This is a genomic window from Aeromicrobium endophyticum, assembly GCF_003586285.1.
In the GTDB taxonomy this organism is placed as follows: Bacteria; Actinomycetota; Actinomycetes; order Propionibacteriales; family Nocardioidaceae; genus Aeromicrobium; species Aeromicrobium endophyticum.
Genome location: NZ_QUBR01000002.1, coordinates 1,454,465 through 1,478,068, shown reverse-complemented (window position 1 = coordinate 1,478,068; position 23,604 = coordinate 1,454,465). Strand labels below are relative to the sequence as shown.

Here is a 23,604-nt window from a genome sequence, read left to right as displayed (position 1 = left end):
AGCACCACGTAAGACGCGTCGTTCGGTGGACCGATCCACTCGTCAGGAGCAATCGGTATGCCGAATCGACTCGCGAACGCCACGTCGCCCTACCTGCAGCAGCACGCCGACAACCCCGTCGACTGGTGGGAGTGGAGCCCCGAGGCACTCGAGCTGGCGCGGACGCTCGACCGTCCGATCCTGCTGAGCGTGGGCTACGCGGCCTGCCACTGGTGCCACGTCATGGCGCACGAGTCGTTCGAGGACCCGGCCACGGCCGCCTACATGAACGATCACTTCGTCAACATCAAGGTCGACCGCGAGGAGCGCCCCGACATCGATGCGGTCTACATGCGCGCCACCCAGGCCATGACCGGTCAGGGGGGCTGGCCCATGACCTGCATCCTGACGCCTGCCGGTGAGCCGTTCTTCGCGGGCACGTACTTCCCGCCCGAGCCTCGGCAGGGCACGCCGGCGTTCACCCAGGTACTGCAGGCGCTGGCCGAGGCCTGGACGGACCGCCGCGACGAGGTCATCACCGTCAGCAAGGACGTCATGGCGCACCTCGACACCTCGATAGACCCCTCGGGGGGTGCACTGGCGGCCGACGACCTCGACGCTGCCGTGGCCGAGCTGGCCCGCGGCTACGACGCCGAGGCGGGCGGCTTCGGCACCAGCCCCAAGTTCCCGCCGTCGATGGTGCTGGAGTTCCTGCTGCGCCACCACGCGCGCACCGGCTCGCAGCAGTCGCTCGACCTGGTCGCGGGCACGTGCGAGGCGATGGCCCGTGGCGGCATGTACGACCAGCTGACGGGCGGCTTCGCGCGCTACAGCGTCGACCGCTTCTGGCGCGTGCCGCACTTCGAGAAGATGCTCTACGACAACGCCCAGCTGATGCGCGTCTACCTGCACTGGTGGCGCCAGAGCGGATCGCCGCTGGCCGAGCGCGTCGTGCGCGAGACCGGGCGGTTCCTGCTCGACGAGCTGCGCACCCCCGAGGGAGCCTTCGCCTCCGCGCTCGACGCCGACAGCGACGGTCACGAGGGCACGTTCTACGTCTTCAACCCCAACCAGCTCATGCGCCTGCTGGGCGTCGACGACGGCGCCTGGGCCGCTCAGCTGCTCGGCGTCACCGGGCCGGGGACGTTCGAGCGCGGCTTCTCGACCCTCCAGCTGCGCGCCGACCCCGACGACGCCGATCGGTGGGAGCGCGTGAGAGCCCAGCTCGTCGCCGCTCGCGCCGCTCGCACGCGTCCGGCGCGCGACGACAAGGTGGTCGCCTCGTGGAACGGTCTGGCGATCTCGGCGCTCGCCGAGGCGGGCGTGCTGCTCGACGAGCCCGACTTCACCGCCGCAGCCGTCGCGGCTGCCGAGGTGCTGCACGACGTGCACCTGGCCGACCGCTTCTCGCGCACCTCGCGCGACGGCGTGGCCGGCGCCAACACGGCCGTGCTCGAGGACCACGGCTCGGTCGCCGAGGCCTTCGTGTCCGTGCTGGGCGTCACCGGCGACGCCGTGTGGCTCGACCGCGCACGCACGCTGCTCGACCGGGTCGTCGACCACTTCGCCGACCCCGAGGGCGGCTTCTTCGACACCGCCGACGACGCCGAGGCGCTGGTCGTCCGGCCCAAGGACGCCTCCGACAACGCGTATCCGTCCGGCACGTCCGCCGCGGTGCACGCGCTGCTGGCCGTCGCCGCGATCACAGGTGAGCACCGCTACCGCGCTGCGGCCGAGGCGGGCATCGGGTCGGCTGCGGCCATCGCGACCGGTGCTCCGCGGTTCGCCGGCTGGACGCTCGCTGCCGCCGAGGCCGTGCTGGCCGGGCCCCTCGAGGTCGCCGTGGTGGGCGACGTCGAGCATCGCGCCGACCTGCACCGGGCGGCGCTCGGGCTGGTCTCGCCCGGGGCGGTGGTGGTCGCGGGCGACGTCGGCCTGGACGTCCCGCTGTTCGATCAGCGCGGCCTGGTCGACGGACGTGCCGCGGCCTACGTCTGCGAGGGCTTCGTGTGTCGGCAGCCCGTCACGACCGTCGACGGGCTGGTCGCCGTCGTCAGTGGGTGAGCAGCAGCTTGAGCCCGACGATCGCGACCGCCGTCACGGCGAGCGCCATCGACTCGAACCAGGTGTGCGCCGTGACGGCCCGGCCCTGCAACCGGCTCACCACGAAGGCGGTGCCGCCGAGACGGACCACCACCGACACCTCGGCGATCCGCAGCGCCACCGCCGGTGAGATCCAGCCGATCGCGCCCGCGCCCATCAGCAGCGCTGGGAGCGCAGCCGACGAGATGATCGGGAGGCTGTCGCGCAGCACGACACGCATCCGGGCGTGCTCGCCCTCGCGGACCGCCGACCCGAGGCGTTCGGCGAAGGCGTGCGCCACGAACGTCGAGACAGCCGTCCCGGCGACGATCGCCAGACCGGCGCCGTGATCGATGTCGTCGTTGGTCAGGAGCACCAGGGCCGCGAGCACCAGGATGTTGCCGTAGACGTAGGCCGAGATCCTGTCTGCCGCCTCGTCGGTCGAGGGCGGACGAGGCGTCCGGACCATCAGTGCTGCTGGTAGGCGAGCAGGCTGACGCCGATGTAGTGGACGATGAACGCCGCGATCGTGAAGGCGTGGAAGATCTCGTGGAAGCCGAAGTACGTCGGCGACGGGTTGGGCCACTTGAAGCCGTAGACCACCGCGCCGATCGAGTAGAGCACGCCGCCGGTCACCAGCAGCACGATCACCGCCGTCGACGCGTTGTCGACGAACTCGGGGAAGTAGATGACCGCGGCCCACCCGAGCAACAGGTACAGCGGCACGTAGAGCCAGCGCGGCGCACCGATCCAGAAGATCTTGAACAGGACACCGAGCAGCGCGCCGCCCCACACCAGCGAGAGCATGATCGTCGCGTGCGCCGGCGTCAGCAGCAGCAGCGAGAAGGGGGTGTAGGAGCCGGCGATCAGCAAGAAGATGTTGGCGTGGTCGAAGCGCTTCCAGAAGCCCTTGACCCGGTCGCTCCAGGTGCCGCGGTGGTAGACGGCGCTGACGCCGAACAGCATCATCGCGCTGACCATGAAGATCGCGACGCCGATGCGCACGAGGATGTCGTCGGAGATCACGAGCATCACGATGAAGGCGAAGAAGGCCAGTGGCACCGTGACCGCGTGCAGCCATCCGCGCAGCTTGGGCTTGATCTCGTCGACCGTCTCACGGAGCCTCTCGGTCGCCTCCTGCACGACGCCCTCGTGCTCGTGATTCGTCATGCTCAGAGAGTAGGGCACCGGGTTCAAGGCCCCCGTCGGGCGACCAGGACGACAACGGTCGGCGATACGCTCTCTCCATGGGAGTCAGCGATCTTGCGTACGGCATCTACGAACGCCGCCTCGCCAAGAGCCTCGATCCCGCTCGTCTGCCGCGCCACGTGGGCGCGATCGTCGACGGCAACCGGCGCTGGGCCAAGCGCGGGGGCGCCAAGTACGAGACCGGCTATCGCGCCGGTGCCGACAAGATCATCGAGTTCTCGCAGTGGTGTGACGACCTCGGCGTCGAGATCGTCACGCTGTGGCTGCTGTCGACCGACAACCTTCAACGCCCGGCCGAAGAGGTCGCGAGCATCCTGGCCGCCGTCGAGACCCTGATGCAGCAGATCGCCGACGAGCGACGCTGGCCGCTCGCCGTCATCGGCAACCTCGACATGCTGCCGCCCGAGTCGGCCGCCCGCATGAAGCAGCTCGCCGAGTCGACGCACGACATCGAGCAGATGCGCGTCAACATCTGCGTCGGCTACGGCGGGCGCCAAGAGCTCACCGACGCGATGCGCTCGCTGCTGCTCGACCAGGCCTCGAAGGGGCGCACGCTCGAGGACGTCGCGCAGACGCTCGAGGTCGACCAGATCGCCGAGCACCTCTACACCCGCGGACAGCCCGACCCCGACCTCGTGATCCGCACCTCGGGCGAGCAGCGCCTGTCGGGCTTCCTGCTGTGGCAGAGCGTCCACTCGGAGTTCTACTTCAGCGACGCCCTGTGGCCGTCGTTCCGCCACGTCGACTTCCTGCGCGCCATGCGCTCCTACGCCGCGAGGGAGCGCAGATTCGGCGCGTGAGACGCGCGGCTTCGCCGCTCCAGCGGTTCGTTCCTCACCGCTGCCGGGCTTCGCCCGGGCGCCTGCCTTCGCTCGCTGGCGCTCGCTCGGCTTGTGGTCACCACATCGCTTCCGCGGGTTGTAGCGGGTGCGGCTGGTGGGGTGGATGTTCACGCGGGCGTCATATTTGCTCCGCGTGTCTTCCCATTCTTCGCTGTTCGCGAGTCGTACGTTCGACGTGTGTTGACGCTCGCGCTTGAGCCTGGATCACCTACCCACGAGTAGGGCCGGCGCAGGCGCGCGCGGGCCCGTTGAGGAGACAGCTGTGGCCGCACCGCGCACGTCGTCAGAGTCATCGGACCTGGGCACGACCCCCACCCGCCGCACGTACGTGCTGGACACCAGTGTCCTGCTCGCGGACCCCAACGCCGTCCACCGCTTCCACGAGCACGAGGTGGTCATCCCGGTCGTCGTCATCACCGAGCTGGAGGGCAAGCGGCACGATCCCGAGCTCGGCTACTTCGCCCGCAGCGCCCTGCGCTTCCTCGACGACCTCCGCGTGCTCCACGGGACCCTCGACGTCCCGCTGCCGATCGGCGACGAGGGCGGCTCGATCCGGGTCGAGCTCAACCACACCGACGCCTCGTCGCTGCCGTCGGGCTTCCGGCTCGGCGACAACGACACGCGCATCCTGTCGGTCGCCAAGAACCTGTCCGACGAGGGACTCGACGTCACGATCGTCTCCAAGGACCTGCCGATGCGCGTCAAGGCCTCGGCCGTCGGCCTGGTCGCCGAGGAGTACCGCGCCGAGCTGGCCCTCGAGTCGGGCTGGACGGGCATGCGCGAGCTCGAGATCGACAGCCTCGACCTCGACGACCTCTACGAGGCGGGCACGCTCGACCTCCCGGAGGCCCGAGACCTGCCGTGTCACACGGGCCTGGTGCTGCTGTCCGACAAGGGCAGCGGGCTCGGGCGCGTCACCGCCGACAAGCAGGTGCAGCTGGTGCGCGGCGATCGCGACGCGTTCGGCATCCACGGACGCTCCGCGGAGCAGCGCATCGCCCTCGACCTGCTGCTCGATCCCGACATCGGCATCGTCTCGCTCGGTGGCCGCGCCGGCACCGGCAAGTCGGCGATGGCGCTGTGCGCCGGGCTCGAGGCGACGATGGAGCGCGGTCAGCACAAGAAGGTCGTCATCTTCCGGCCCCTCTACGCCGTGGGCGGCCAGGAGCTCGGCTACCTGCCGGGCAGCGAGTCCGAGAAGATGGGGCCGTGGGGCCAGGCGGTCTTCGACACCCTGGGCGCGGTCGCGTCGCCGGCGGTCATCGAGGAGATCCTTGACCGCGGGATGCTCGAGGTGCTGCCCCTCACGCACATCCGCGGACGCTCGCTGCACGACTCGTTCGTCATCGTCGACGAGGCGCAGTCGCTCGAGCGCAACGTGCTGCTGACGGTGCTGTCGCGCATCGGTGCCAACTCCAAGGTCGTCCTGACCCACGACGTGGCGCAGCGCGACAACCTGCGGGTGGGCCGGCACGACGGTGTCGTCGCGGTGGTCGAGAAGCTGAAGGGGCACCCGCTCTTCGCCCACGTCACGCTGACCCGCTCCGAGCGCTCGCCCGTGGCGGCGCTCGTCACCGAGATGCTCGAGGACGTCTCGCTCTGATCTGAGCCACGACGGACGCGGACCCGGACGCCGGGCCGCGTCCGTCGTCGCGTCGGTGCGGCTACTCCAGGTAGCTCTCGACGACCGCTGCCGGACGCTCGGCAGCGTCGTCGGGCGAGCCGCCCGTCTCGCGCAGGGCGCGACGCTGGCGGAGCAGGTCCCAGGCCTGGTCGAGCTGCACCTCGAGCGCCTTCAGGCGCGCGTGCTCGTCGTCCGGGGTGATCTGCGCGGACGCCAGCTGGTCGCGGAGGGACTTCTCCTCGGCCACCAGCTCGGCGATGTGCTCGTGGATGCCTCGATCGGTCGTCATCTGCGCATTGTACGACCGTATGTCGCGCAGGAAGCGCCCCTGGGCTGTGGCAAAGTTGCGCCCGTGAGGGCACCTGGGAGACCCGCTTCACGGTGGCAGCGCCGCGTGGCGGGTGTGGCCGCCGCCGCGATGACGTGCGCTCCCTTGGCTGCGTGCGGCGCCGCCGACAAGGCCGTTCCCTACCTACCGGTGATCACGTGGCAGGTGGGCCCCGACCGCGTCGACGCCGAGGCGCTCGCCCAGACCTGCAACGACCAGGCCGGCGGTGACTACCGCATCGAGGTCGAGCAGCTGCCGACCGACGTGTCGGAGCGGCACGCGCTGCTGACGCGCCGGCTCCTGGCCCACGACGACTCGATCGACCTGATGAGCCTCGACTCGGCGCTCACCACCGAGTTCGCCGAGGCAGGTTTCCTGGCCCCCATCCCCGCAGCCCAGGCATCGGCGCTGTCCGAGGGCGTCACCCCGGCTGCCCTCGCTGCCGCGAGCCACGACGGCAGGCTCGTCGTCGCGCCGTGGTTCCTCGACCCGCAGGTGCTGTGGTCGAAGGGCAGCACGGCCGAGCGGGCCGGGCTCGACACCACCAAGCCGATCAGCTGGGACGACCTCGTTGCCGGTGCCCAGCGCCTCGGCGTCACGATCGAGATCGAGGACCGCGACGGCAGCGGCCTGCCGGAGTGGGTCAATGGCCTGGTCGCCGGTGGCGGCGGCAGCCTCGTGAGCGGCACGGGTCGCGCGGCCCGCGCCGGTCTCGACTCCGCGGGAGGCCGCGAGGCCGCCTCGATCGTCGAGCTCTACCAGGGCGCAGGGGTCGGTCCTGGCCCCACAGCCGACGCCGTGACGCGCTTCGCGGGGGCCGGCGGCGGGTTCCTGGTCGCCCCGACCTCCGCGATCTCCGATCCGGCGCTGTCGGCGGTGCAGGCCGACATGCGCGTCGCCGGCTACCCGACCGTGGCCGATGCGAGCGTCGCGCCGCTGGCCGGCGTCGGTCTGGCCGTGCCGGCGCACGCCTCCGACCTCGACCAGCAGGCGGCCTTCACCGTGATCGAGTGCCTGACGTCGCCGACGTCGCTGCAGGCGCTGGCCACCGTGTCGCAGCACACCCCCAGTCGCATCGGCCTGCTCGACGACCCCGCCGTCGCCGGGGGCTTCCGCAGCGCCGAGGTGGCGCGGGCGTCGGCCACGACGGGCGTCACCGTGCCGGCCGTCGCCGCGTGGGCGAACGTCGTCGACGCGATCGACGAGACGTGGCGCCCGCTGGCCGGCGTGACCCAGGACGCCACCCCTCGCACGTCGCAGGCCGAGGTCCAGGCCGCCCTCGACGGGACGATCCGATGAGGGGCTGGCGCTGGCTCGCGCCGGCCGTCCTGGTGCTGCTGGTCGTCACGGTCTGGCCGATCGGGCGCGCCGTGTGGCTGTCGCTGACGAGGTCGACGCTGACGGGTGCGGGCGACCAGCGCTTCGTCGGCATCGACAACTACACCGACATCCTCTCGAGCCGCTCCTGGTGGCTCGCGGTCGCCGCGACGCTGGCCATCGTCGCGGTCGCCGTCGTGCTGCAGCTCGTCCTGGGGCTGGCGTTCGCCGTCGCGCTGCGCCGCCTCACCGTGGCGTGGCCCGTCACGCGGGTGCTGGTGCTGCTGCCGTTCGGCCTGCTCGCGATCGTCTCGGCGGTCGTGTGGCGCGATGCCGTCACCTCGGGCTTCGCCGTCGACTGGTTCGGTCTCGACGACGTCGGCCCGACCGGTGCCCTGGTCGCGACGACGGTCGGCGAGGTCTGGCGTGGCACCGGCATCACCGCCGTCATCCTGCTGGCGGGCCTGCTGCGGGTGCCGACGACCCTGATCACGTCCGCGATCGCCGACGGCGCGACCGCCCGTCAGCGCCTCACCCGTGTCGTCCTGCCCGCCATGGCCCCCGCGATCGCCGTCGCGACGACCTACCGTGCCCTCGACGCCCTGCGCATCCTCGAGGGTCCGCTGGTCACCGACGCGCCCGGTGCATCGGTGCGCACGGCCTCGTTCGTCGTGTGGGACACGACGTTCAGCTCGTTCGAGACCGGGCTCGGAGCGGCGATGTCGGTCGTCCTGCTCCTGCTGGCCGGCCTGCTGGCCGCCTTCCTGGTGCCGGTGCTGCGCGTGAGGAGAGTCGTGTGACGCCATCGGTGCGGTCCCGTCTGTGGGCGTCGGCGACCTCGTTCGCGCTCGGCTTCGGCGTGGGCAACTACGGGGTGCTGCAGGTGCCCAGACCCGACCAGTGGGTGTGGATCGCCGTGGCGGTCGTGCTGATGCTGACCGGTGCCGCGGGCGTGCTGTTCGCCGACACCTCGCGGGCCGTCTCGTTCTGGGCGATCCTCGGGGTCGAGGTGTTCGCCGTGTTCACGCTCGTCCCGCTGCTGTGGACCTTCACGGTGGCCACGACCCCCGAGGGCGCCACGGCCCGCACGCTCCTGCCGCAGGACATCAGCTGGTCAGCCTTCGACGGTGCGATCTCGTCTGGCACCCTGCGATCGGCAGCCACGACGTCCCTGCTGGTGGCGCTGGTCGCCACGGTCGTCGCCGTGGCGCTCGCCGTGCCGGCCGCCTACGCGCTGGTCCGCCTGCAGGTGCGAGCGCGACGCCTCGTCTACGGGCTCGTCGTCGCGGCGCTGCTGATGCCGGTGCTCGCCCTCGCTGGCCCGTTCGCCGACCAGCTGGTCTCCCTCGGCGCCTACGGATCGCGCCTGGCCCTGGTCGTCCCGATGCTGGTCGTGACGCTGCCGCTGGCCACCTGGCTGTGCGTCACGGTCATGCGCGACGTCCCGTGGACGCTGCTCGACGCCGTGCGCGCCGACGGGGCGACGCGCCCGCAGCAGCTGCGGCGCTTCGCCGTGCCGCACCTCGGCCCCGGGGTCGTCGCGGCGGCCCTGCTGGTGTTCGTGGCCGCGTGCAACGACTTCGCGCTCGGCGCGGGCCTGGCCCCCGACCGTCCCAGCCTCCCGCTCCCGGCCACGCTGCTGGTCGCCTCGCGCCAGGTCGACGGATCGAGCGCGGTCGCCGCCGCGGGCCTGCTGTGGCTGCTGATCCCGCTGATCGTCCTGCTCGTGCTCCCGCGCCGGATCAACCACCTCCTCGGAAGGTCCTACCGATGACATCCATCGAGCTCCGCCACCTGACGACCGACGGCCCCGGTGAGCGTCCGCTGCTCGACGACATCACCCTCACGGTGCCGTCGGGCTCGACGCTCGCGATCACGGGCCCGGCCGGCGCGGGCAAGAGCCGGCTGCTGCGCACCATCGTCGGGCTCGAGGAGCAGACCTCCGGAGACGTCCTCATCGACGACATCGTCGTCAACGCCGTCGACCCGCGGGGCCGCGACGTCTCGATGGTCTTCGAGGACTACGCGCTGCACCCGCACCTCGACGTCTTCGACAATCTGGCGTTCTCGTCGGTGCTGCGCAAGGGCGTCGACAAGGACGCCGTCTCCGACCGCATCCACGAGGTCGCCGAGCTGCTCGCGCTGACCGACCTGCTCGACCTGCGCCCGGCCGACCTCGACGAGCCGCAGCGGCAGCGAGTCGCCCTGGGACGCTCGCTGGTGCGCGACGCCACCGTGTACCTGTTCGACGCTCCCTTCACGGCCCAGTCCGAGCGCGTGCGTGCGCACGTCCGCTCCGTCACGATGCAGTGGCAGGCCGAGGCGTCCCGCACCTCGATCTTCACCACCAACCACGTCGAGGAGGCGCTCAGCACCGCCGATCGCGTCGCGGTGATGCACCAGGGCTTCATCCACCAGGTCGGCACGCCCCGCGAGCTATACGACCAGCCGGCCAACATGTTCGTCGCCGGCTTCCTCGGCTCGCCGCCGATGAACCTGGTACCGGCGATCCCGATGGGGCAGCAGCTCGTCATGCCGCTGGCCACGATGCTGATCGACGACGACCTGGCCGAGCGCATCGGCGAGCGCAGCGTCGTGGTGGCGGGCATCCGTCCCGAGCACTGCCTCGACGCGACCGGTCCCGGCGGGCCCGCTGTGAGCGACCGGGTCGAGTTCACGACGCGCATCGACGACATCGAGTGGCGGGGCAGCTCGCAGTTCGCCTACCTCGGCTACGACATCGAGCCCGAGATCGAGGCCGTGATGGGCGAGGTCGAGGAGCTGCTCGAGTTCGACCTGTTCCAGAGCTTCCTGGTCGCGCAGCTGCCGGCCGAGAGCGCTCTGCGGCCCGGCATGTCGATCCGCGTCGTCGTGCCCCGGCAGCGCATCCACGTGTTCGACCCCGAGACGGGCGAGAACCTGACGCTTCCCCGATGACGGCGACCCGCACGCAGCACCTCCTGGCCGCCGCGTTGGCGCTGGCCTCGGCCGTCGTCTACGGCGCCGTCTCGCTGGTGCGCTTCGACCGGTTCACGATCGCCTCGTTCGACAACGCGATCTTCGAGCAGGCGGTGAAGAGCTATGCCGGCTGGGGCGCCCCGATCGTCGACATCAAGGGGCCGGGCTTCAACATCCTGGGCGACCACTTCTCGCCCGTCACGGCCCTGATCGCGCCGTTCTACCGGCTGCTCCCGTCGGCGCAGACGATCCTGCTGGCGCAGGTCGTGCTGATCGCGGTGTCCGTCTACGTCATCGCCGTGCTGGCGACACGCACGCTCGGCACCCTCGTGGGCGCCGCGGTCGGCGTCGCGTACGCGCTGTCGTTCGGCATCCAGTCGGCCGTCGAGGCCGACTTCCACGAGGTCGCGTTCGCGGCGCCGCTCCTCGCCCTGGCCGGCGCGGCATACGTCGACCGCCGCTACGGACGCGTCGTCATGTGGTCGGTGCCGCTCCTGCTGGTCAAGGAGGACATGGGCCTGACGGTCGCCGCGATCGGCGTCGTGCTGTGGCTCGCGGGGGAGCGGCGTCGTGGTGCGGCGCTGGCTGCCGGGGCGATCCTGGCGATGGCGCTGGTGCTGCTGGTGATCGTGCCGGGCTTCAACGCCGGCGGCGCGTACGCGTACTCGGGCACGCTCGGGGGCGATCGCGGGGTCGTCGCGACGCTGCTCGACGCGTCCGACCGCAAGCTGGCCACCGCGGTCCTGACCGTCGCGATCACGGGGTTCGCGGCCCTGGCGTCGCCGTGGGTGCTGCTGGTGCTGCCGACGTTCGCGTGGCGGTTCGCGGGGGACGTCCCGTTCTACTGGGGCACCGAGTGGCACTACTCGCTGGTGCTGATGCCGATCGTGTTCGTCGCCATGATCGACGCGATGCACCGCCGCCCCGTGCTGCGGTGGGCCACGCCCGTGGGGCTGGTCGTGGGGGCGTTCATGATGGTGAGCTCGCCGGTGGCTGCACTGGCCGATCCGGCCACCTACGACGATCCGCCGCGCGCCGATGCCGCGCGCATGGCGATGTCGCTGGTGCCGACGGGTGCGTCGGTCGAGACCGACATCGGGCTGATCGGGCACCTGGTGACCGACCACACGGTTTACTGGCTCGGCACGAGCGGATCGGCCACGCCCCAGTACGTCCTGTTCGACGTCGACGCGGGCATCGGCTCGCCGCGCGACGTCGCCGCCTACGCCGAGCAGGCCCATGGCGGCACGTACGACGTCATCTACGACCGTGACGGCTACATCCTCGCCCAGCGCCGCTGACCCTGCCCCACCGCTGACGCGTGGGTTGCGCCCTGCCGACGCGTGGGTTGCGACGGGCGCAACCCACGCGTCAGGGGGGCGAAACCCGCGCGTCAGCGAGGGTGGGTCAGGGGTGGGTCATGCTCATGACGTCGAGCGCGGTGTCGAGATCGGCCTCGGTGACCTCGCCGCGCTCGACGAAGCCCATCTCGACGACGACCTGGCGGATGGTCTTCTTCTCCTTGACCGCCGTCTTGGCGACCTTGGCCGCGTTCTCGTAGCCGATGTAGCGGTTGAGCGGCGTGACGACGGACGGCGACGACTCGGCCAGCTCGAGGCAGCGCTCCTCGTTGGCGGTGATGCCGTCGATGCAGCGGTCGGCCAGCACGCGCGAGGCGTTGCCGAGCAGGCGCATCGACTCGAGGATGTTGCGCCCGATGACGGGCAGCATGACGTTGAGCTCGAACGAGCCCGACGCACCCGCCGTGGCGATCGTCGCGTCGTTGCCGATGACCTGCGCCGCGACCATCAGCGTGGCTTCGGGCAGCACGGGGTTGACCTTGCCGGGCATGATGCTCGAGCCCGGCTGCAGGTCGGGCAGCGCGATCTCGCCGAGACCCGTGCGCGGGCCGGAGCCCATCCAGCGCAGGTCGTTGCAGATCTTGGTGAGGCTGACGGCGATCGTGCGCAGCTGCCCCGACATCTCGACGAGGCCGTCGCGTGCGCTCTGGGCCTCGAAGTGGTCGACGGCCTCGGTGATCGGCAGGCCGGTGTTCTCGGCGAGGATCTCGATGACGCGCTGCGGGAAGCCGATGGGGGTGTTGATGCCCGTGCCCACGGCCGTGCCGCCCAGCGGTACCTCGGCGGTGTGCGGCAGCGCCGACTCGACCCGGGCGATGCCGCGGCGGATCTGGGCCGCGTAGCCGCCGAACTCCTGCCCGAGCGTGACGGGCGTGGCGTCCATGAGGTGCGTGCGTCCGGACTTGACGACGGACGCGAACTCGGTGGCCTTGGCCTCGAGCGACGTCGCGAGGTGGTCGAGCGCGGGGATCAGCTCGTGGGTGGCAGAGGCCGTGGCCGCGACGTGGATCGACGTCGGGAAGACGTCGTTGGACGACTGCGAGGCGTTGACGTGGTCGTTGGGGTGGACGTCCTTGCCGAGGGCCCGGGTGGCGAGGGTCGCGATGACCTCGTTGGTGTTCATGTTGCTGGACGTGCCGGAGCCGGTCTGGAACACGTCGATCGGGAAGTGCGCGTCGTGGGCGCCCGTGGCGACCTCGTCGGCCGCGGCGACGATGGCGTCGGCGACGTCCTGGTCGAGGATGCCGAGCTCGGCATTGGCCTTCGCGCACGCGGCCTTGATCTGGGCCAGCGCACGGATCTGCGCCGACTCGATGGGGGTGCCGGAGATCGGGAAGTTCTCGACGGCTCGCTGGGTCTGGGCCCGCCACAGGGCGTGCGCGGGGACCCGCACCTCACCCATCGTGTCGTGCTCGATGCGCCATTCGCTGCTGTTCTCGGTCATGTCGGCACGATAGCGCGGCCCCGCGGACGTCGACCGCCGAGGATCCAGTAGCGCTCGTCGCGACCTTGCAGGCGGACGTCGACGGGCTCGACGCGCACCTGCTCGAACCGGTCGTCGAGCCGTTGCCGCAGGGCCTCGGAGTCGGCCATCGACCAGATGCTCAGCAGGCCGTCGCCGGCGAGCCGCGAGGCGCACGTCGCGACGAACTCGTCCCGGTAGACGTGTGCGTTGACGTCGTGGACGAGGAAGTCGGGTCCGTTGTCGACGTCGAGCAGGATCGCGTCGAGCGAGCCGGTCGGCTGCGCCACGACGACGTCGCGGACGTCGCCGACCACGACCTCGAGCCGCGAGTCGTCGAGCAGGTCGGCCCCCGGGATCGTCGCGGCGCGCATCAGCTCGACGATCTCGCCGTGCAGCTCGGCCACCACGACCCGCTCGACGTCGGGCGAGTCGAGCAGCTCGCGCGTCGTGAACCCCAGCCCGAGCCCGCCCACGAGGACCGACCGGGCACCGCCGTCGAGGGCCGAGCGGGCCAGCAGCCGCTCGGAGGACGTCTCGAGGTCGTCCATCACGAAGACGCCGTTGACCCGCAGCTCGAGGGCACCGTCGTCGCGCCGCCGCACCACCACCTCGTCCATGCGACCAGCCTAGGTCGGCCGCGCCTCACCCGAACGAGAAGGCGTAGACCTCCAGGTCGCCCTCGTAGCGGATCGTGAGCGTCTCGGGCCCGGACGTCCGTGAGGTGTGCACCGGCAGGAGACGAGCGCGCCCGCGCACCTGGACGCGCCGGGTCAGGCCGGCGGACGTCGTGACGGTCAGCGTGCCGTCGCCCGACACCAGCTGGTACGCCGCGCGACCGCGGTAGGCGACCCGCGCGACGGCGCCCGCGCGGGGCGTCAGCTGCTCGGTGCGAGTGCGCCACACGCCCCCGAGGCTGAAGGTCCCCTCGGGCTGGCCCGAGGGGAGGCGGAAGCGGGTGTCGTCGCCGACGGCCTCGTCCGACTCCCCGTCGACCCGCCGGCCCTTCGCGTCGGCCAGGTCGATCTGCGGGGTCGTGCCGGGCTCGGCGTCCTGCCCGTCGTCCAACGTGCCGACCGGACCGGGCAGGTCGGCCCGCGGATCGCGCTCCCCGAGCAGGGCGCGGACCTGCCGCTCGACCCGCCGGTGGCCACCCTCGCCGAACGAGATGGCCCGCACCGTCCCGCCGGCATCGACGAGGTAGGAGGCCGGCACCACCCGGCTCCGGTAGTCGGTCAGGGTCGCGAACCCCTCGTCCTGCAGCACCGGGAAGGTGATCCCGAGCTCGTCGAGCGTGGCCGCGAGCTGCTGCTCGTCCGTCTCGAACGAGAACTGCGGCGAGTGGACGCCGACGACACGCAGGCCGGCGTCGCGGTAGCGCGTCTGCCACGCCGTGAGGTAGCGGGCGGCGCGACGACAGGCGATGCACGAGGCCGAGAAGATCTCGACGAGCACGACGGAGCCCCGAAGGTCGTCCAGGCTCACGGGCGCGCCGCCCGGAGTGCCCAGCCACGTCCCTCGACCGAGCGGCGGGGCCTGCCCGCACCGCGCCAGCTGCGCGCGTCCGGGGGTGCAGCGGTCGAGCTGCTCGTTGACGGACGTCGTCAGGCTGCTGAGCCCTCCGGCACCGACGGTGGCGGTCGGCGACGGTCGTGCCGTGGGCTCGGCCGGCGCGTAGGAGGGGGCGAGGGCCGAGAGGCGACCGGGGACGTCGGCGACGGTGGCGACGACCATGGCCACGACGACGGCGGCCAGCACGAGGGCGCGGCGAGACCGTCGAAACCTCTCGAGCAGCTCGCGGGGCGTGGGCACGGGGTCAAGCATGACCCCGGGACGGCCATCACGCCGAGTAGATCGCGACCTCGCTGGCCTTCACGGCGAGGAAGACCTCGACACCGGGCGCGAGGCCGAGCTCGGCGACGACCGGTACCGTCACGTCGGCCGCCAGCTCGTCGGTGCGGACGCGCACCTGCGACCCGCGTGGCTCGAGCTCGCGGACCGTGGCCGCGTAGACGTTGCGGGGGCTGCCGCCGGGCCGCTCGAGGTGCACGCTGACAGCAGCCGGCGAGAACACCCCGACCGCGGTGACGCCCTCGTGCACGGTCTCGTCGTCAGGCATGCCGGCCACGAGCAGGCCGCCGGGCGTGCGGACACCGGAGCCCTCGGCACGGCCGCGGACGAGGTTGAGCCCGGCGATGCCGGCGGCGAAGGTGCTGCGCGGACGGGCGAGGATGTCGCGGGTCGCGCCCTGCTCGACGATGCGGCCGCCGTCCATCACCACGACGTGGTCGGCCAGGAGCAGCGCGTCGAGCACGTCGTGGGTGACGATGACGGCAGTGCGGCCGTCGAGCACCCGACGGAGGGTCTGGCGCATCGCGGGGACCACCGTGACGTCGAGCGCGGCCATCGGCTCGTCGAGCAGCATCAGCCGCGGCTCCGCCGCGAGCGCCCGTGCGATCGCCACCCGTTGGGCCTGGCCGCCCGACAGCGCGGACGGTCGACGGTCGGCCAGGTCGGCGGCGTCGACCTGCCGCAGCCAGGTCATGGCCGTGTCGCGGGCGCGGGCGCGACTCGCACCGGTGCTCCGTGGGCCGAAGGCGACGTTGTCGAGCACGTCCAGGTGGGGGAACAGCAGGGCGTCCTGGGCGAGCAGGCCGGTGCCGCGCTGGTGCGGCGGCGTCCACGTGCCGCCGGCGAGGTCGAACAGCGTCGCGCCGTCGAGCGTCGCCCGACCCGCGTCGGGGCGCAGGATGCCGGCCACGACCGACAGCACCGTCGACTTGCCCGAGCCGTTGGGCCCCAGCAGAGCAACGGTGCAGCCGTCGGCGACGTCGAACGAGACGTCGACGTCGCGGTCGGCCACGGTGGCGGTCAGGTGCAGGCTCACAGCGCGTTGCTCCTGCCCCGCACCAGGCCGATGACCAGCACCGCGACGACGACCAGCACCAGCGAGAGGGCCACGGCGGCATCGGGATCGGTCTCGCGCTGCAGGTAGATCTCGAGCGGCAGGGTGCGGGTGACGCCCTCGAGGCTGCCGGCGAAGGTGATCGTGGCGCCGAACTCGCCCAGGGCGCGCGCGAACGACAGCACCGCACCCGCGGCCAGCCCGGGCAGCACGAGGGGGAGGGTGACGCGTCGCAGGACGGTCGTGGGCCGCGCACCCAGCGTCGAGGCGACGACCTCGTACCGCTGCCCGGCGGTGCGCAGCGTGCCCTCCAGGCTGACCACGAGGAACGGCAGCGACACGAACGTCTGCGCGATGACGACGGCGGTGGTCGAGAAGGCGATCTGCAGGCCGAGCACGTCGATCGTCTCGCCGAGCAGCCCCTGGCGGCCGAAGGTGTAGAGCAGTGCGATGCCGCCGACGACGGGCGGCAGCACCAGCGGCAGCAGCACCAGCGAGCGGATGAGCGCCTGCCCGCGAAAGGACGTCCGGGCCAGCACCAGCGCCATCGGCACGCCCAGGACGACGCACAGCACCGTCGCCGTGCCGGACGTCCGCAGGCTCAGCAGCAACGCCTCGCGGGACGAGTCGGACGTGACGAGCGACCAGAAGCTGCCCCACTGCACGCGCGACGCCAGGGCGACGAGCGGCAGGACGATGAACAGCGCGCCTGCCGCCGCTGGGACGAGGACCCAGCGCGGCAGCCCTGACGTGCGCGCGGAGGCCATGACCCGACCCTACGGCGCGCCGAAGCCTGCGGCGGCCAGGACGGCCTGGCCCTGGTCGCCGGCGACGAAGTCGGCGAACGCCTTCGCGACGTCCGGGTGCTTGCTGCCGGTGAGCGCGGCGATCGGGTAGGTGTTGACCACGCGGGACGACTCGGGGAAGGTGACGCCGCGGACCTTGTCGCCCGCGGCCTTGACGTCGGTGACGTACACCAGCCCGGCGTCGGCCTCGCCCGAGACGACCTTGCCCAGCACGTCGGTGACGGACTGCTCCTCGCTGACCGGCGAGATGCTGATGCCTGCCGCCTTCTCCACACCGGCCGCCGCGGCACCGCACGGCACCTCGGGGGCGCACAGCACGACCTTGACATCGGGGTCGGCCAGGTCGTCGATCGAGTCGACGCCGGCGGGGTTGCCCGGTGGGGTCGCGATCTCGAGGGTGTTGGTCGCGACATCGGTGGGAGACCCGGCGACGAGGTCGTCGGCGGTCGCCTTGTCCATGTTCGTGGTGTCGGCGGACGCGAACACGTCGGCCGGTGCGCCCTGCTGGATCTGAGCCACGAGGTCGGAGGAGCCGGCGAAGTTGAAGGTCACGGTGACGCCGGGATTGGCCTTCTCGAAGGCCGAGCCGAGCTCGGTGAACGAGCTCTTGAGCGAAGCCGCGGCGAAGACCGTGATGCTCGTGTCCTGCGGCGCGGACGAGGTGGCGGCGTCATCTGAGCCGTTGTCGTCGGACGTCCCGCACGCCGTCGTGGTCGCGAGCAGAAGGATGGATGCGGCTGACACGACGATACTTCTCATGAGTGGCCCTCCAGGGACTCGACGATGACGTTGGTGGACTTGATGACGGCCACGGCAACGGAACCGGGCTCGAGCCCCAGCTCGTCGACGGCCTCGCTGCTCATCAGCGACACGACGCGGAACGGTCCGCACTGCAGCTCGACCTGCGCCATGACGGTGTCGGTCTTGACCGCGGTGACGAGTCCCACGAAGCGGTTGCGCGCCGAGCTGGAGGTGCCCGACGTGTCGGCGGCGGCGCGGGCCTGCTGCTGCGAGAACGCCGCCAGCTCGCGCCCCTCGACGGCCATGCGGCCGGACGCGTCGGTGGTGGAGGTGAGCGATCCGGCGCTGATCCAACGTCGGACGGTGTCGTCACTGACGCCGAGGAAGCGAGCAGCATCGGAGATCCGGACATGCGTCATGGATCCGACTCTAGATCATCACCTGCGGCACTGCTGAGCCAGTCAGCCCGCAGATGCGTCTTTGATCCGCGTGGTGCGGGCACGCTCCATGTCGTCCGCCAGCTCGGGCTGCCGGTAGGGGCCAGGCGCCCGCAGGTGGTCGATGACGCTCTGCACCGACGCCGGCGGCTTGTCCTGGCTCATCTTGACCTTGCAGGTGAACCGCGCGACCGGGATGCGCAGCCCGACGGTGCCGCGGGCCAGTGGGGCGGCAGCGACGGGGTCGAGCCACATCGGCTCGTCGACGTGCTGCTCGAAGTGCGCCGTGAGCCGGGTCAGGACGGCGAGGTTCTCGTCGGCGTCGAGCACCTGCGGGACGCCCCAGCAGTGGACGGCGGTGAAGTTCCAGGTGGGCGCCACGCTCGTGCCCGGCTCGTACCAGCTCGGCGAGACGTAGCCGTGCGCTCCTTGGAACACCACGAGCACCTCACCGTCCTCGAAGTCGTGCAGCCGGTCGTCGGGTCGCCCGACGTGGGTGACGAGGGCGAGCTCGTCGGTCGAGTCGTCGAGCAGGACCGGGTAGTGCGAGGCCACGGGCACGCCGTCGCGCTGGCTGACCAGCAGGGCCCACGGGTGGTCGGCGATGATGCGCCGGACGGTCTGCTCGTCGGTCGTCGCGTGCTGCGGGTTGTGCCGCACCGTCAGGCGCCGTCGGCCGTGGTGACGCGCGCCGCGGTGCGCACGATGGCATCGATGTAGGTGGAGTAGAGCTGGGCCGGCATGTCGTGGGCCATGCCGGCGATCTCGAGGTGCTCGGCGCCGGGGATCGCGTCGGCCGTCGCCTTGCCGCCCGACTTGTGCACCAGGGGGTCGTTGAGGCCGTGGATCACGAGGGCCGGCAGCTCGAGCTCGCCCAGCGCCTGGGTGCGGTCGCCCTGCGTGAGCACGGCGAGCATCTGCCGGGTCACCCCGCTCGCGGTCCATCCGCGGTCGTAGGTCTCGTAGGCACGGTCGCGGGCCATGACGTCGTCGGACGGGAACGCGGGGGAGCCGATGACCTTCGAGCCCTTGAGCGAGCGGGCGACGTACGAGTCGCGTGTGCGTCCGGCCGACGACAGCATCACCGGCAGCACCTTGGGGTGCTGGAACCCGACCGTGCGGCGTCCGGTCGTCGACATGATCGACGTCAGGCTGAGCGCACGGCCGGGGTGCTCGATCGCGATGGTCTGGGCGATCATGCCGCCCATCGAGACGCCCACGACGTGCGCGCGCTCGATGCCGAGGTGGTCGAGCAGGCCCGTGGCGTCGCCCGCCATGTCGCTCAGCGAGTAGGGCGCCCGCACCCGTCCGACGACCGGCAGGCCGGTGAACGCCCGCACGATCGCGCCGCGGCCGACCTGGTGCTGACGCAGCTTGGTCGACCGGCCGGTGTCGCGGTTGTCGTAGCGGATGACGAAGAAGCCGCGCTCGGCCAGCTGCTCGCAGAACGGCGTCGACCACCAGCCCATGGGCCCGCCGAGCCCCATGATCAGCAGGATCGTGGGATCAGTGGGCTCGCCGAACGTCTGGTGGCAGATGTCGATGCCGGACGGCAGCGAGGCGAAGAGCTCGTCGGAGATCGTGACTGGCATGTCCTCGATCGTACGACCCGGCAGGACCGGTTGCCGCCCGTGCGGGCGTGAGGGGCGTCAGCGCTCGTAGTCGATGGCGGAGTAGGCCTTGAGCTTGCCGAGCTGGTGCTCGCTGGTGATCTTGCGGATCGTGCCGCTGCGCGAGCGCATGACCAGCGACTCGGTGTAGGCCTTGCCGGCGCCGTAGCGCACGCCGTTCATCAGCTCGCCGTCGGTGATGCCGGTCGCCACGAAGAAGCAGTCGTCGGCGTCGACCAGGTCGCCCGTGTGCAGCACGCGGTCGAGGTCGTGACCGGCGTCGATGGCCCGCTGGCGCTCGTCGTCGTCGACGGGCCACAGCTTGCCCTGGATCGTGCCGCCGATGGCCTTGATCGCGCACGCCGTGATGATGCCCTCGGGAGTGCCGCCGATGCCGACCAGCAGGTCGACGCCGGTGTCGGGACGGGCCGCGGTGATGCCGCCGGCGACGTCGCCGTCGATGATGAACTTGATGCGGGCGCCGGCCGCGCGGATCTCGTCGACCAGGCCGGCGTGGCGCGGACGGTCGAGCACGCACACCGTGACGTCGCTGTGCGAGATGCCCTTGGCCTTGGCGACGAGGGCGATGTTCTCGGCGACCGGCAGGCGGATGTCGACCACGTCGGCGGCCTCGGGCCCGGCGATGAGCTTCTCCATGTAGAACACGGCCGACGGGTCGTACATCGAGCCACGCGGCGCGACGGCCATGACCGAGACGGCGTTGGGCAGGCTCTTGGCGGTCAGCGTGGTGCCGTCGATCGGGTCGACCGCGACGTCGCAGGCCGGCCCGGTGCCGTCGCCGACCTCTTCGCCGTTGAACAGCATCGGGGCCTCGTCCTTCTCGCCCTCGCCGATCACGACGACTCCGCTCATCTGCACGGTGTTGATGAGCGAGCGCATGGCGTTGACCGCGACGCCGTCGGCGCCGTTCTTGTCACCGCGACCGACCCACCGGCCGGCGGCCATGGCTCCTGCCTCGGTCACGCGGACCAGGTCGAGGGCGAGGTTGCGGTCGGGCGCCTGGGCGGCGGGCTTGAGGCTGTCCACGGGGTCAGCCTAGCGGTCGGGTGCTGCGGCAGGGACACCCCGAAGGTCGGCACCGTAAAGTGGCCTCGCAGCGTCGCCCGGGCGCCGACGAGGTGAGGACGTACTGGCATGAGCTCGACCGGATCGTCTCGCGGCAATCCCGCGATCGGCGACATCATCCGATCGGTCGTCGTGATCGGGGCCGTCATCGTGGGTCTCTACGGCATCGGTCAGCTGTTCACCGCCAAGCCCGAGGCGACGGTCAAGCCGATCGACTACGCCTCGGTCGTCGCGCAGGCCCGGCCCGCGGCGACGTTCCCGCTGCTGGCTCCCGCCGACCTGCCGAAGGGATGGCGGGCCACGTCCGCCCGCTTCCAGGAGAACGGCTGGCACCTCGGGGTGCTGACCGATTCCGACGACTACGTCGGCCTCGAGCAGCTCAAGTCGACCCCGGCGCGCGCGATCGACCGGTTCGCCGCCGACAGCAAGAGCGCCGGCACCGCCGACGTCGCGGGGCAGACCTGGGACGTCCGCACGGGCCCGGACGGACGACTCACGTACGTCCGCGACGAGGACGGTCTCACGACGCTGCTCAACACCTCGGCGTCGCGCCGGGTGCTCGAGGGCTACATCGCGTCGCTGTCGACGTCCTGACCGGCCGCGGTCGCCGCGGCGAGGCGAGCCCGCGCGCCGTCCAGCCACTGCTGGCAGATGCCGGCCAGGTGCTCGCCGCGCTCCCACAGCGTCAGCGACTCGTCGAGGCTCGTGCCGCCCTGCTCGAGGCGGGCGACGACGGCGATGAGCTCGTCGCGGGCCTGCTCGTAGGGGATCTCGGGTGTCTCGGGGGTGGTCGTGGCGTCAGGCATGGGAGTCCTCGGTGGGGTCGGTGGTCGACGTGGTCTCGGCGGTCGCCGTGGTGACGACCCGGGTGGCGACGGTGCCGTCGGCGACGCGGATGGTCAGCTCGTCGCCGACGGCGACCTGGCGCACCGACGTGACGACGGTGCCGCCGGGCAGCTGGGCGACGCCGTAGCCGCGCTCGAGCGTCGCCAAGGGCGACAGCCCCCGCACGCGGGCCAGGTGGTGGACGATCTCGTCGCCCGCGCGGTCGAGCCGGTGGCCCAACGAGCGACGGGAGCGGTCGCGCCAGTCGTGCACGAGCGACTGCTGGGCGTCGACGAGCGTCGACGGCTGCGACAGCACCGGGCGCGAGCGGATGTCGTCGAGCCCGCGGACCTCACGATCGAGGATCGAGCGGATCGCCACCGAGGCGCGCTCGCGCATCATCGCGACACCGGCGAGCTCTTCGCGGACGTCGGGGACGATGCGCTTGGCGGCGTCGGTCGGGGTGGACGCCCGCAGATCGGCCACCAGGTCGAGGATCGGGGTGTCGGGCTCGTGACCGATGGCACTGACGACCGGCAGCGTGCAGGCGTGGACGGCGCGGACGAGGGCCTCGTCGGAGAACGGCAGCAGGTCCTCGACCGATCCGCCGCCGCGGGCGATGACGATCAGGTCGATCGACCGGTCGGCCGACAGCTCCGCGAGCGCGGTCATGACGTCGCGGGCGGAGTCGTTGCCCTGCATCAGGGCGTGGCGCACGACGAAGCGGACGTCGGGCCAGCGCAGCCGCGCGTTCTCGAGGATGTCGCGCTCGGCAGCGGAGGCGCGTCCGGTGATCAGGCCGATGCCGCGGGGCAGCAGGGGCAACGGCTTCTTGAGGCGGGGGTCGAACAGGCCCTCGGCGGCCAGCAGCTGTCGCCGCCGCTCGAGCTGGGCCAACAGCTCGCCCTCGCCCTGCGGACGGATCTCGCGCAGGTCGAGCGAGAGGCTGCCGCGCGGCGCGTAGAAGGCGGGCTTGGCGTGCACCACGACGCGCGAGCCCTCGGTCACGGGGATCGGCGACGCGTCGAGGATGCTCACGTGGCACTTGGCGTCGATCGAGATCTTGGCGCCGAGGTCGCGCAGGGTCAGGAAGCAGATGCCCTGCCTGCGGGTCAGCTGGGCGATCTCGGCCTCGACCCAGACGGCGCCGAGGCGGCCGATGTAGCCGTCGAGCAGCTGCGAGATCTGTCGCAGTGGTGCGGGGGAGTCCGCACTGGTGTCGAGAGCCATGCCCCCAGCCTAGGGGCCAGGGGCATGGCCCCGGACTAGTTGGCCAGGCCGGCCGTGGCGGTCGAGACCGTCAGCCCACCGGCGGGGCGACGGACGACGTAGCCGTCCGACCAGATGCCGTGCTTGCCGACCGGGACGCCGGTCTTCTGGGCTTCCCACATCTTGCCGTCACCGGCGTAGATCGCCGAGTGGTAGGCGGTGCTGCCGTGCATGAAGATCAAGATGTCGCCGGGCTTCTTCTTGCTCTTCGGGACGCTCTTGCCCGAGAGCTGTGCTCCCGACGTGCGGCCGATCTTCTTGCCGGCTTCCTTGTAGACGTACTGGACGTAGCCGGAGCAGTCGAAGCCGCTGGGCGTCGCGCCGCCGTAGCGGTACGGCTTGCCCTTGAGCTTCTTGGCCTGGTCGATGATCTTGTCCGAGCGATCGACCGTCGTGGTCTTGACCTTGACCGAGTCGTCAGCCAGGGCCGGAGCCGAGAGGCCGGTCAGGACGAGGGCCGAGCCTGCAAAGAGGCTCGCAGAAACGCGTGCGTACATGCGCATAAGAGGGGTTCCTTCGTGCACGCCTGTGAAAGATGACCTGTCGGGTTCAGGCGCGAAGGATGCCTGTCGGTTGGTGCCGATTAACCCCAAGACTCCGTGGGAGTCGCACTGCTGGGTCTTCCATGCCCGTCGCGATTGTTTCGGTGACTGCGGACGTGACGGGCCTCGGCGCGTACGCAGTGCCGGCCTGGTGAGGCCAACGCCGCAGAACGTTACAGACCGATGTCGAATCATGCGCGCCCGGGTGGTGTGAGGTTGAT

Annotated in this window: 25 protein-coding genes and 1 riboswitch; of the genes, 9 read left to right on the top strand and 16 right to left on the bottom strand. The window is 71.5% G+C overall.

Translation table 11 applies throughout. The features are described from left to right. Positions 1-57: 57 nt before the first annotated feature. Positions 58-2,043, top strand: a complete 1,986-nt coding sequence (locus tag DX116_RS17710; protein WP_119705500.1) for a thioredoxin domain-containing protein — start codon at positions 58-60, stop codon at positions 2,041-2,043. On the opposite strand, the gene DX116_RS17705 is transcribed toward DX116_RS17710, so the two are convergent. Both DX116_RS17705 and trhA read right to left on the bottom strand, forming a co-directional pair. Further along, complete coding sequence (locus DX116_RS17705) at positions 2,033-2,530, bottom strand: hypothetical protein (RefSeq protein WP_119705499.1); 498 nt, start codon at positions 2,528-2,530, stop codon at positions 2,033-2,035. The two genes, DX116_RS17710 and DX116_RS17705, sit on opposite strands and share 11 nt — an antisense overlap. After that, positions 2,530-3,231 carry a PAQR family membrane homeostasis protein TrhA gene (trhA, locus tag DX116_RS17700; RefSeq protein WP_119705498.1) on the bottom strand — a complete coding sequence of 234 codons (702 nt, stop codon included), beginning with the start codon at positions 3,229-3,231 and terminating at the stop codon, positions 2,530-2,532. Before trhA ends, DX116_RS17705 begins: the two co-directional genes overlap by 1 nt. Positions 3,232-3,308: 77 nt before the next feature. Here trhA and DX116_RS17695 point away from each other — a divergent pair, with 77 nt between their 5' ends. Both DX116_RS17695 and DX116_RS17690 read left to right on the top strand, forming a co-directional pair. Next, positions 3,309-4,070 carry an isoprenyl transferase gene (locus DX116_RS17695; RefSeq protein WP_119705497.1) on the top strand — a complete coding sequence of 254 codons (762 nt, stop codon included), beginning with the start codon at positions 3,309-3,311 and terminating at the stop codon, positions 4,068-4,070. A gap of 304 nt (positions 4,071-4,374) precedes the next feature. Further along, a complete protein-coding gene (locus DX116_RS17690) occupies positions 4,375-5,715 on the top strand; it encodes a PhoH family protein (RefSeq protein WP_119705496.1) in 1,341 nt (446 codons plus the stop codon). Positions 5,716-5,776: 61 nt separating this feature from the next. Here DX116_RS17690 and DX116_RS17685 read toward each other — a convergent pair whose 3' ends face one another. After that, positions 5,777-6,025, bottom strand: coding sequence for a DUF2630 family protein (locus DX116_RS17685; RefSeq protein ID WP_119705495.1), 249 nt, complete (start codon positions 6,023-6,025; stop codon positions 5,777-5,779). A 105-nt stretch (positions 6,026-6,130) separates the two neighbouring features. Here DX116_RS17685 and DX116_RS17680 point away from each other — a divergent pair, with 105 nt between their 5' ends. The 5 genes from DX116_RS17680 to DX116_RS17660 are packed head-to-tail and all read left to right on the top strand — an operon-like array spanning position 6,131 to position 11,640. Continuing rightward, entirely contained in the window at positions 6,131-7,363 is a 1,233-nt protein-coding gene (locus DX116_RS17680) for an extracellular solute-binding protein (RefSeq protein WP_147393708.1), read from the top strand. After that, positions 7,360-8,181 carry a carbohydrate ABC transporter permease gene (locus tag DX116_RS17675; RefSeq protein ID WP_119705493.1) on the top strand — a complete coding sequence of 274 codons (822 nt, stop codon included), beginning with the start codon at positions 7,360-7,362 and terminating at the stop codon, positions 8,179-8,181. Before DX116_RS17680 ends, DX116_RS17675 begins: the two co-directional genes overlap by 4 nt. Beyond that, positions 8,178-9,155 carry an ABC transporter permease subunit gene (locus DX116_RS17670; protein ID WP_119705492.1) on the top strand — a complete coding sequence of 326 codons (978 nt, stop codon included), beginning with the start codon at positions 8,178-8,180 and terminating at the stop codon, positions 9,153-9,155. The genes DX116_RS17675 and DX116_RS17670 overlap by 4 nt, the downstream gene beginning before the upstream one ends. Further along, a complete protein-coding gene (locus DX116_RS17665; RefSeq protein ID WP_119705491.1) occupies positions 9,152-10,318 on the top strand; it encodes an ABC transporter ATP-binding protein in 1,167 nt (388 codons plus the stop codon). The genes DX116_RS17670 and DX116_RS17665 overlap by 4 nt, the downstream gene beginning before the upstream one ends. Beyond that, positions 10,315-11,640 (top strand): DUF2079 domain-containing protein, encoded by a 1,326-nt coding sequence (locus DX116_RS17660; RefSeq protein WP_119705490.1) that lies wholly within the window; start codon positions 10,315-10,317, stop codon positions 11,638-11,640. Before DX116_RS17665 ends, DX116_RS17660 begins: the two co-directional genes overlap by 4 nt. Before the next feature lie 106 nt (positions 11,641-11,746). Here DX116_RS17660 and DX116_RS17655 read toward each other — a convergent pair whose 3' ends face one another. The 10 genes from DX116_RS17655 to glpX are packed head-to-tail and all read right to left on the bottom strand — an operon-like array spanning position 11,747 to position 20,708. Continuing rightward, positions 11,747-13,144, bottom strand: coding sequence for a class II fumarate hydratase (locus tag DX116_RS17655; protein WP_119705489.1), 1,398 nt, complete (start codon positions 13,142-13,144; stop codon positions 11,747-11,749). Continuing rightward, complete coding sequence (locus DX116_RS17650) at positions 13,141-13,782, bottom strand: spermine/spermidine synthase domain-containing protein (protein ID WP_119705488.1); 642 nt, start codon at positions 13,780-13,782, stop codon at positions 13,141-13,143. Before DX116_RS17650 ends, DX116_RS17655 begins: the two co-directional genes overlap by 4 nt. A 25-nt stretch (positions 13,783-13,807) precedes the next feature. Continuing rightward, complete coding sequence (locus tag DX116_RS17645; protein WP_158592027.1) at positions 13,808-14,974, bottom strand: redoxin domain-containing protein; 1,167 nt, start codon at positions 14,972-14,974, stop codon at positions 13,808-13,810. A gap of 28 nt (positions 14,975-15,002) precedes the next feature. Further along, on the bottom strand, positions 15,003-16,049 hold the full coding sequence (locus tag DX116_RS17640; protein WP_119705486.1) for a sulfate/molybdate ABC transporter ATP-binding protein: 1,047 nt from the start codon (positions 16,047-16,049) through the stop codon (positions 15,003-15,005). Further along, entirely contained in the window at positions 16,046-16,834 is a 789-nt protein-coding gene (locus tag DX116_RS17635; RefSeq protein ID WP_119705485.1) for an ABC transporter permease, read from the bottom strand. The genes DX116_RS17640 and DX116_RS17635 overlap by 4 nt, the downstream gene beginning before the upstream one ends. Before the next feature lie 9 nt (positions 16,835-16,843). After that, entirely contained in the window at positions 16,844-17,617 is a 774-nt protein-coding gene (gene modA, locus DX116_RS17630) for a molybdate ABC transporter substrate-binding protein (RefSeq protein ID WP_233556877.1), read from the bottom strand. An 11-nt stretch (positions 17,618-17,628) separates the two neighbouring features. Beyond that, entirely contained in the window at positions 17,629-18,033 is a 405-nt protein-coding gene (locus DX116_RS17625; RefSeq protein WP_119705483.1) for a TOBE domain-containing protein, read from the bottom strand. 42 nt (positions 18,034-18,075) lie between these two features. Continuing rightward, positions 18,076-18,711: an FMN-binding negative transcriptional regulator gene (locus DX116_RS17620; protein ID WP_119705482.1), complete on the bottom strand. Its 636-nt coding sequence runs from the start codon at positions 18,709-18,711 to the stop codon at positions 18,076-18,078. A 2-nt stretch (positions 18,712-18,713) separates the two neighbouring features. Then, complete coding sequence (locus DX116_RS17615; RefSeq protein WP_119705481.1) at positions 18,714-19,643, bottom strand: alpha/beta fold hydrolase; 930 nt, start codon at positions 19,641-19,643, stop codon at positions 18,714-18,716. 57 nt (positions 19,644-19,700) lie between these two features. Beyond that, positions 19,701-20,708 carry a class II fructose-bisphosphatase gene (gene glpX, locus DX116_RS17610; protein WP_119705480.1) on the bottom strand — a complete coding sequence of 336 codons (1,008 nt, stop codon included), beginning with the start codon at positions 20,706-20,708 and terminating at the stop codon, positions 19,701-19,703. Between the two features lie 108 nt (positions 20,709-20,816). Here glpX and DX116_RS17605 point away from each other — a divergent pair, with 108 nt between their 5' ends. Continuing rightward, on the top strand, positions 20,817-21,341 hold the full coding sequence (locus DX116_RS17605) for a DUF4245 domain-containing protein (RefSeq protein WP_119705479.1): 525 nt from the start codon (positions 20,817-20,819) through the stop codon (positions 21,339-21,341). Here DX116_RS17605 and DX116_RS17600 read toward each other — a convergent pair. Genes DX116_RS17600 through DX116_RS17590 form a run of 3 tightly spaced genes read right to left on the bottom strand, consistent with a single transcriptional unit; the run spans position 21,314 to position 23,338 of the window. Continuing rightward, a complete protein-coding gene (locus DX116_RS17600) occupies positions 21,314-21,553 on the bottom strand; it encodes an exodeoxyribonuclease VII small subunit (RefSeq protein ID WP_119705478.1) in 240 nt (79 codons plus the stop codon). The two genes, DX116_RS17605 and DX116_RS17600, sit on opposite strands and share 28 nt — an antisense overlap. Continuing rightward, entirely contained in the window at positions 21,546-22,802 is a 1,257-nt protein-coding gene (xseA, locus tag DX116_RS17595; protein ID WP_119705477.1) for an exodeoxyribonuclease VII large subunit, read from the bottom strand. Before xseA ends, DX116_RS17600 begins: the two co-directional genes overlap by 8 nt. Before the next feature lie 35 nt (positions 22,803-22,837). Further along, positions 22,838-23,338, bottom strand: coding sequence for a C40 family peptidase (locus tag DX116_RS17590; RefSeq protein ID WP_199716116.1), 501 nt, complete (start codon positions 23,336-23,338; stop codon positions 22,838-22,840). A gap of 11 nt (positions 23,339-23,349) precedes the next feature. Beyond that, a riboswitch (cyclic di-AMP (ydaO/yuaA leader) is annotated at positions 23,350-23,500 on the bottom strand. Positions 23,501-23,604 lie beyond the last annotated feature (104 nt).

Bases quoted from the DNA above. Each gene is read 5' to 3' on its own strand.
- DX116_RS17710 (WP_119705500.1), top strand. From the start codon at position 58: ATGCCGAATCGACTCGCGAACGCCACGTCGCCCTACCTGCAGCAGCAC.
- DX116_RS17705 (WP_119705499.1), bottom strand. From the start codon at position 2,530: ATGGTCCGGACGCCTCGTCCGCCCTCGACCGACGAGGCGGCAGACAGG.
- trhA (WP_119705498.1), bottom strand. From the start codon at position 3,231: ATGACGAATCACGAGCACGAGGGCGTCGTGCAGGAGGCGACCGAGAGG.
- DX116_RS17695 (WP_119705497.1), top strand. From the start codon at position 3,309: ATGGGAGTCAGCGATCTTGCGTACGGCATCTACGAACGCCGCCTCGCC.
- DX116_RS17685 (WP_119705495.1), bottom strand. From the start codon at position 6,025: ATGACGACCGATCGAGGCATCCACGAGCACATCGCCGAGCTGGTGGCC.
- DX116_RS17675 (WP_119705493.1), top strand. From the start codon at position 7,360: ATGAGGGGCTGGCGCTGGCTCGCGCCGGCCGTCCTGGTGCTGCTGGTC.
- DX116_RS17665 (WP_119705491.1), top strand. From the start codon at position 9,152: ATGACATCCATCGAGCTCCGCCACCTGACGACCGACGGCCCCGGTGAG.
- DX116_RS17660 (WP_119705490.1), top strand. From the start codon at position 10,315: ATGACGGCGACCCGCACGCAGCACCTCCTGGCCGCCGCGTTGGCGCTG.
- DX116_RS17655 (WP_119705489.1), bottom strand. From the start codon at position 13,144: ATGACCGAGAACAGCAGCGAATGGCGCATCGAGCACGACACGATGGGT.
- DX116_RS17650 (WP_119705488.1), bottom strand. From the start codon at position 13,782: ATGGACGAGGTGGTGGTGCGGCGGCGCGACGACGGTGCCCTCGAGCTG.
- DX116_RS17635 (WP_119705485.1), bottom strand. From the start codon at position 16,834: ATGGCCTCCGCGCGCACGTCAGGGCTGCCGCGCTGGGTCCTCGTCCCA.
- DX116_RS17625 (WP_119705483.1), bottom strand. From the start codon at position 18,033: ATGACGCATGTCCGGATCTCCGATGCTGCTCGCTTCCTCGGCGTCAGT.
- DX116_RS17615 (WP_119705481.1), bottom strand. From the start codon at position 19,643: ATGCCAGTCACGATCTCCGACGAGCTCTTCGCCTCGCTGCCGTCCGGC.
- DX116_RS17605 (WP_119705479.1), top strand. From the start codon at position 20,817: ATGAGCTCGACCGGATCGTCTCGCGGCAATCCCGCGATCGGCGACATC.
- DX116_RS17600 (WP_119705478.1), bottom strand. From the start codon at position 21,553: ATGCCTGACGCCACGACCACCCCCGAGACACCCGAGATCCCCTACGAG.
- xseA (WP_119705477.1), bottom strand. From the start codon at position 22,802: ATGGCTCTCGACACCAGTGCGGACTCCCCCGCACCACTGCGACAGATC.
- DX116_RS17590 (WP_199716116.1), bottom strand. From the start codon at position 23,338: ATGTACGCACGCGTTTCTGCGAGCCTCTTTGCAGGCTCGGCCCTCGTC.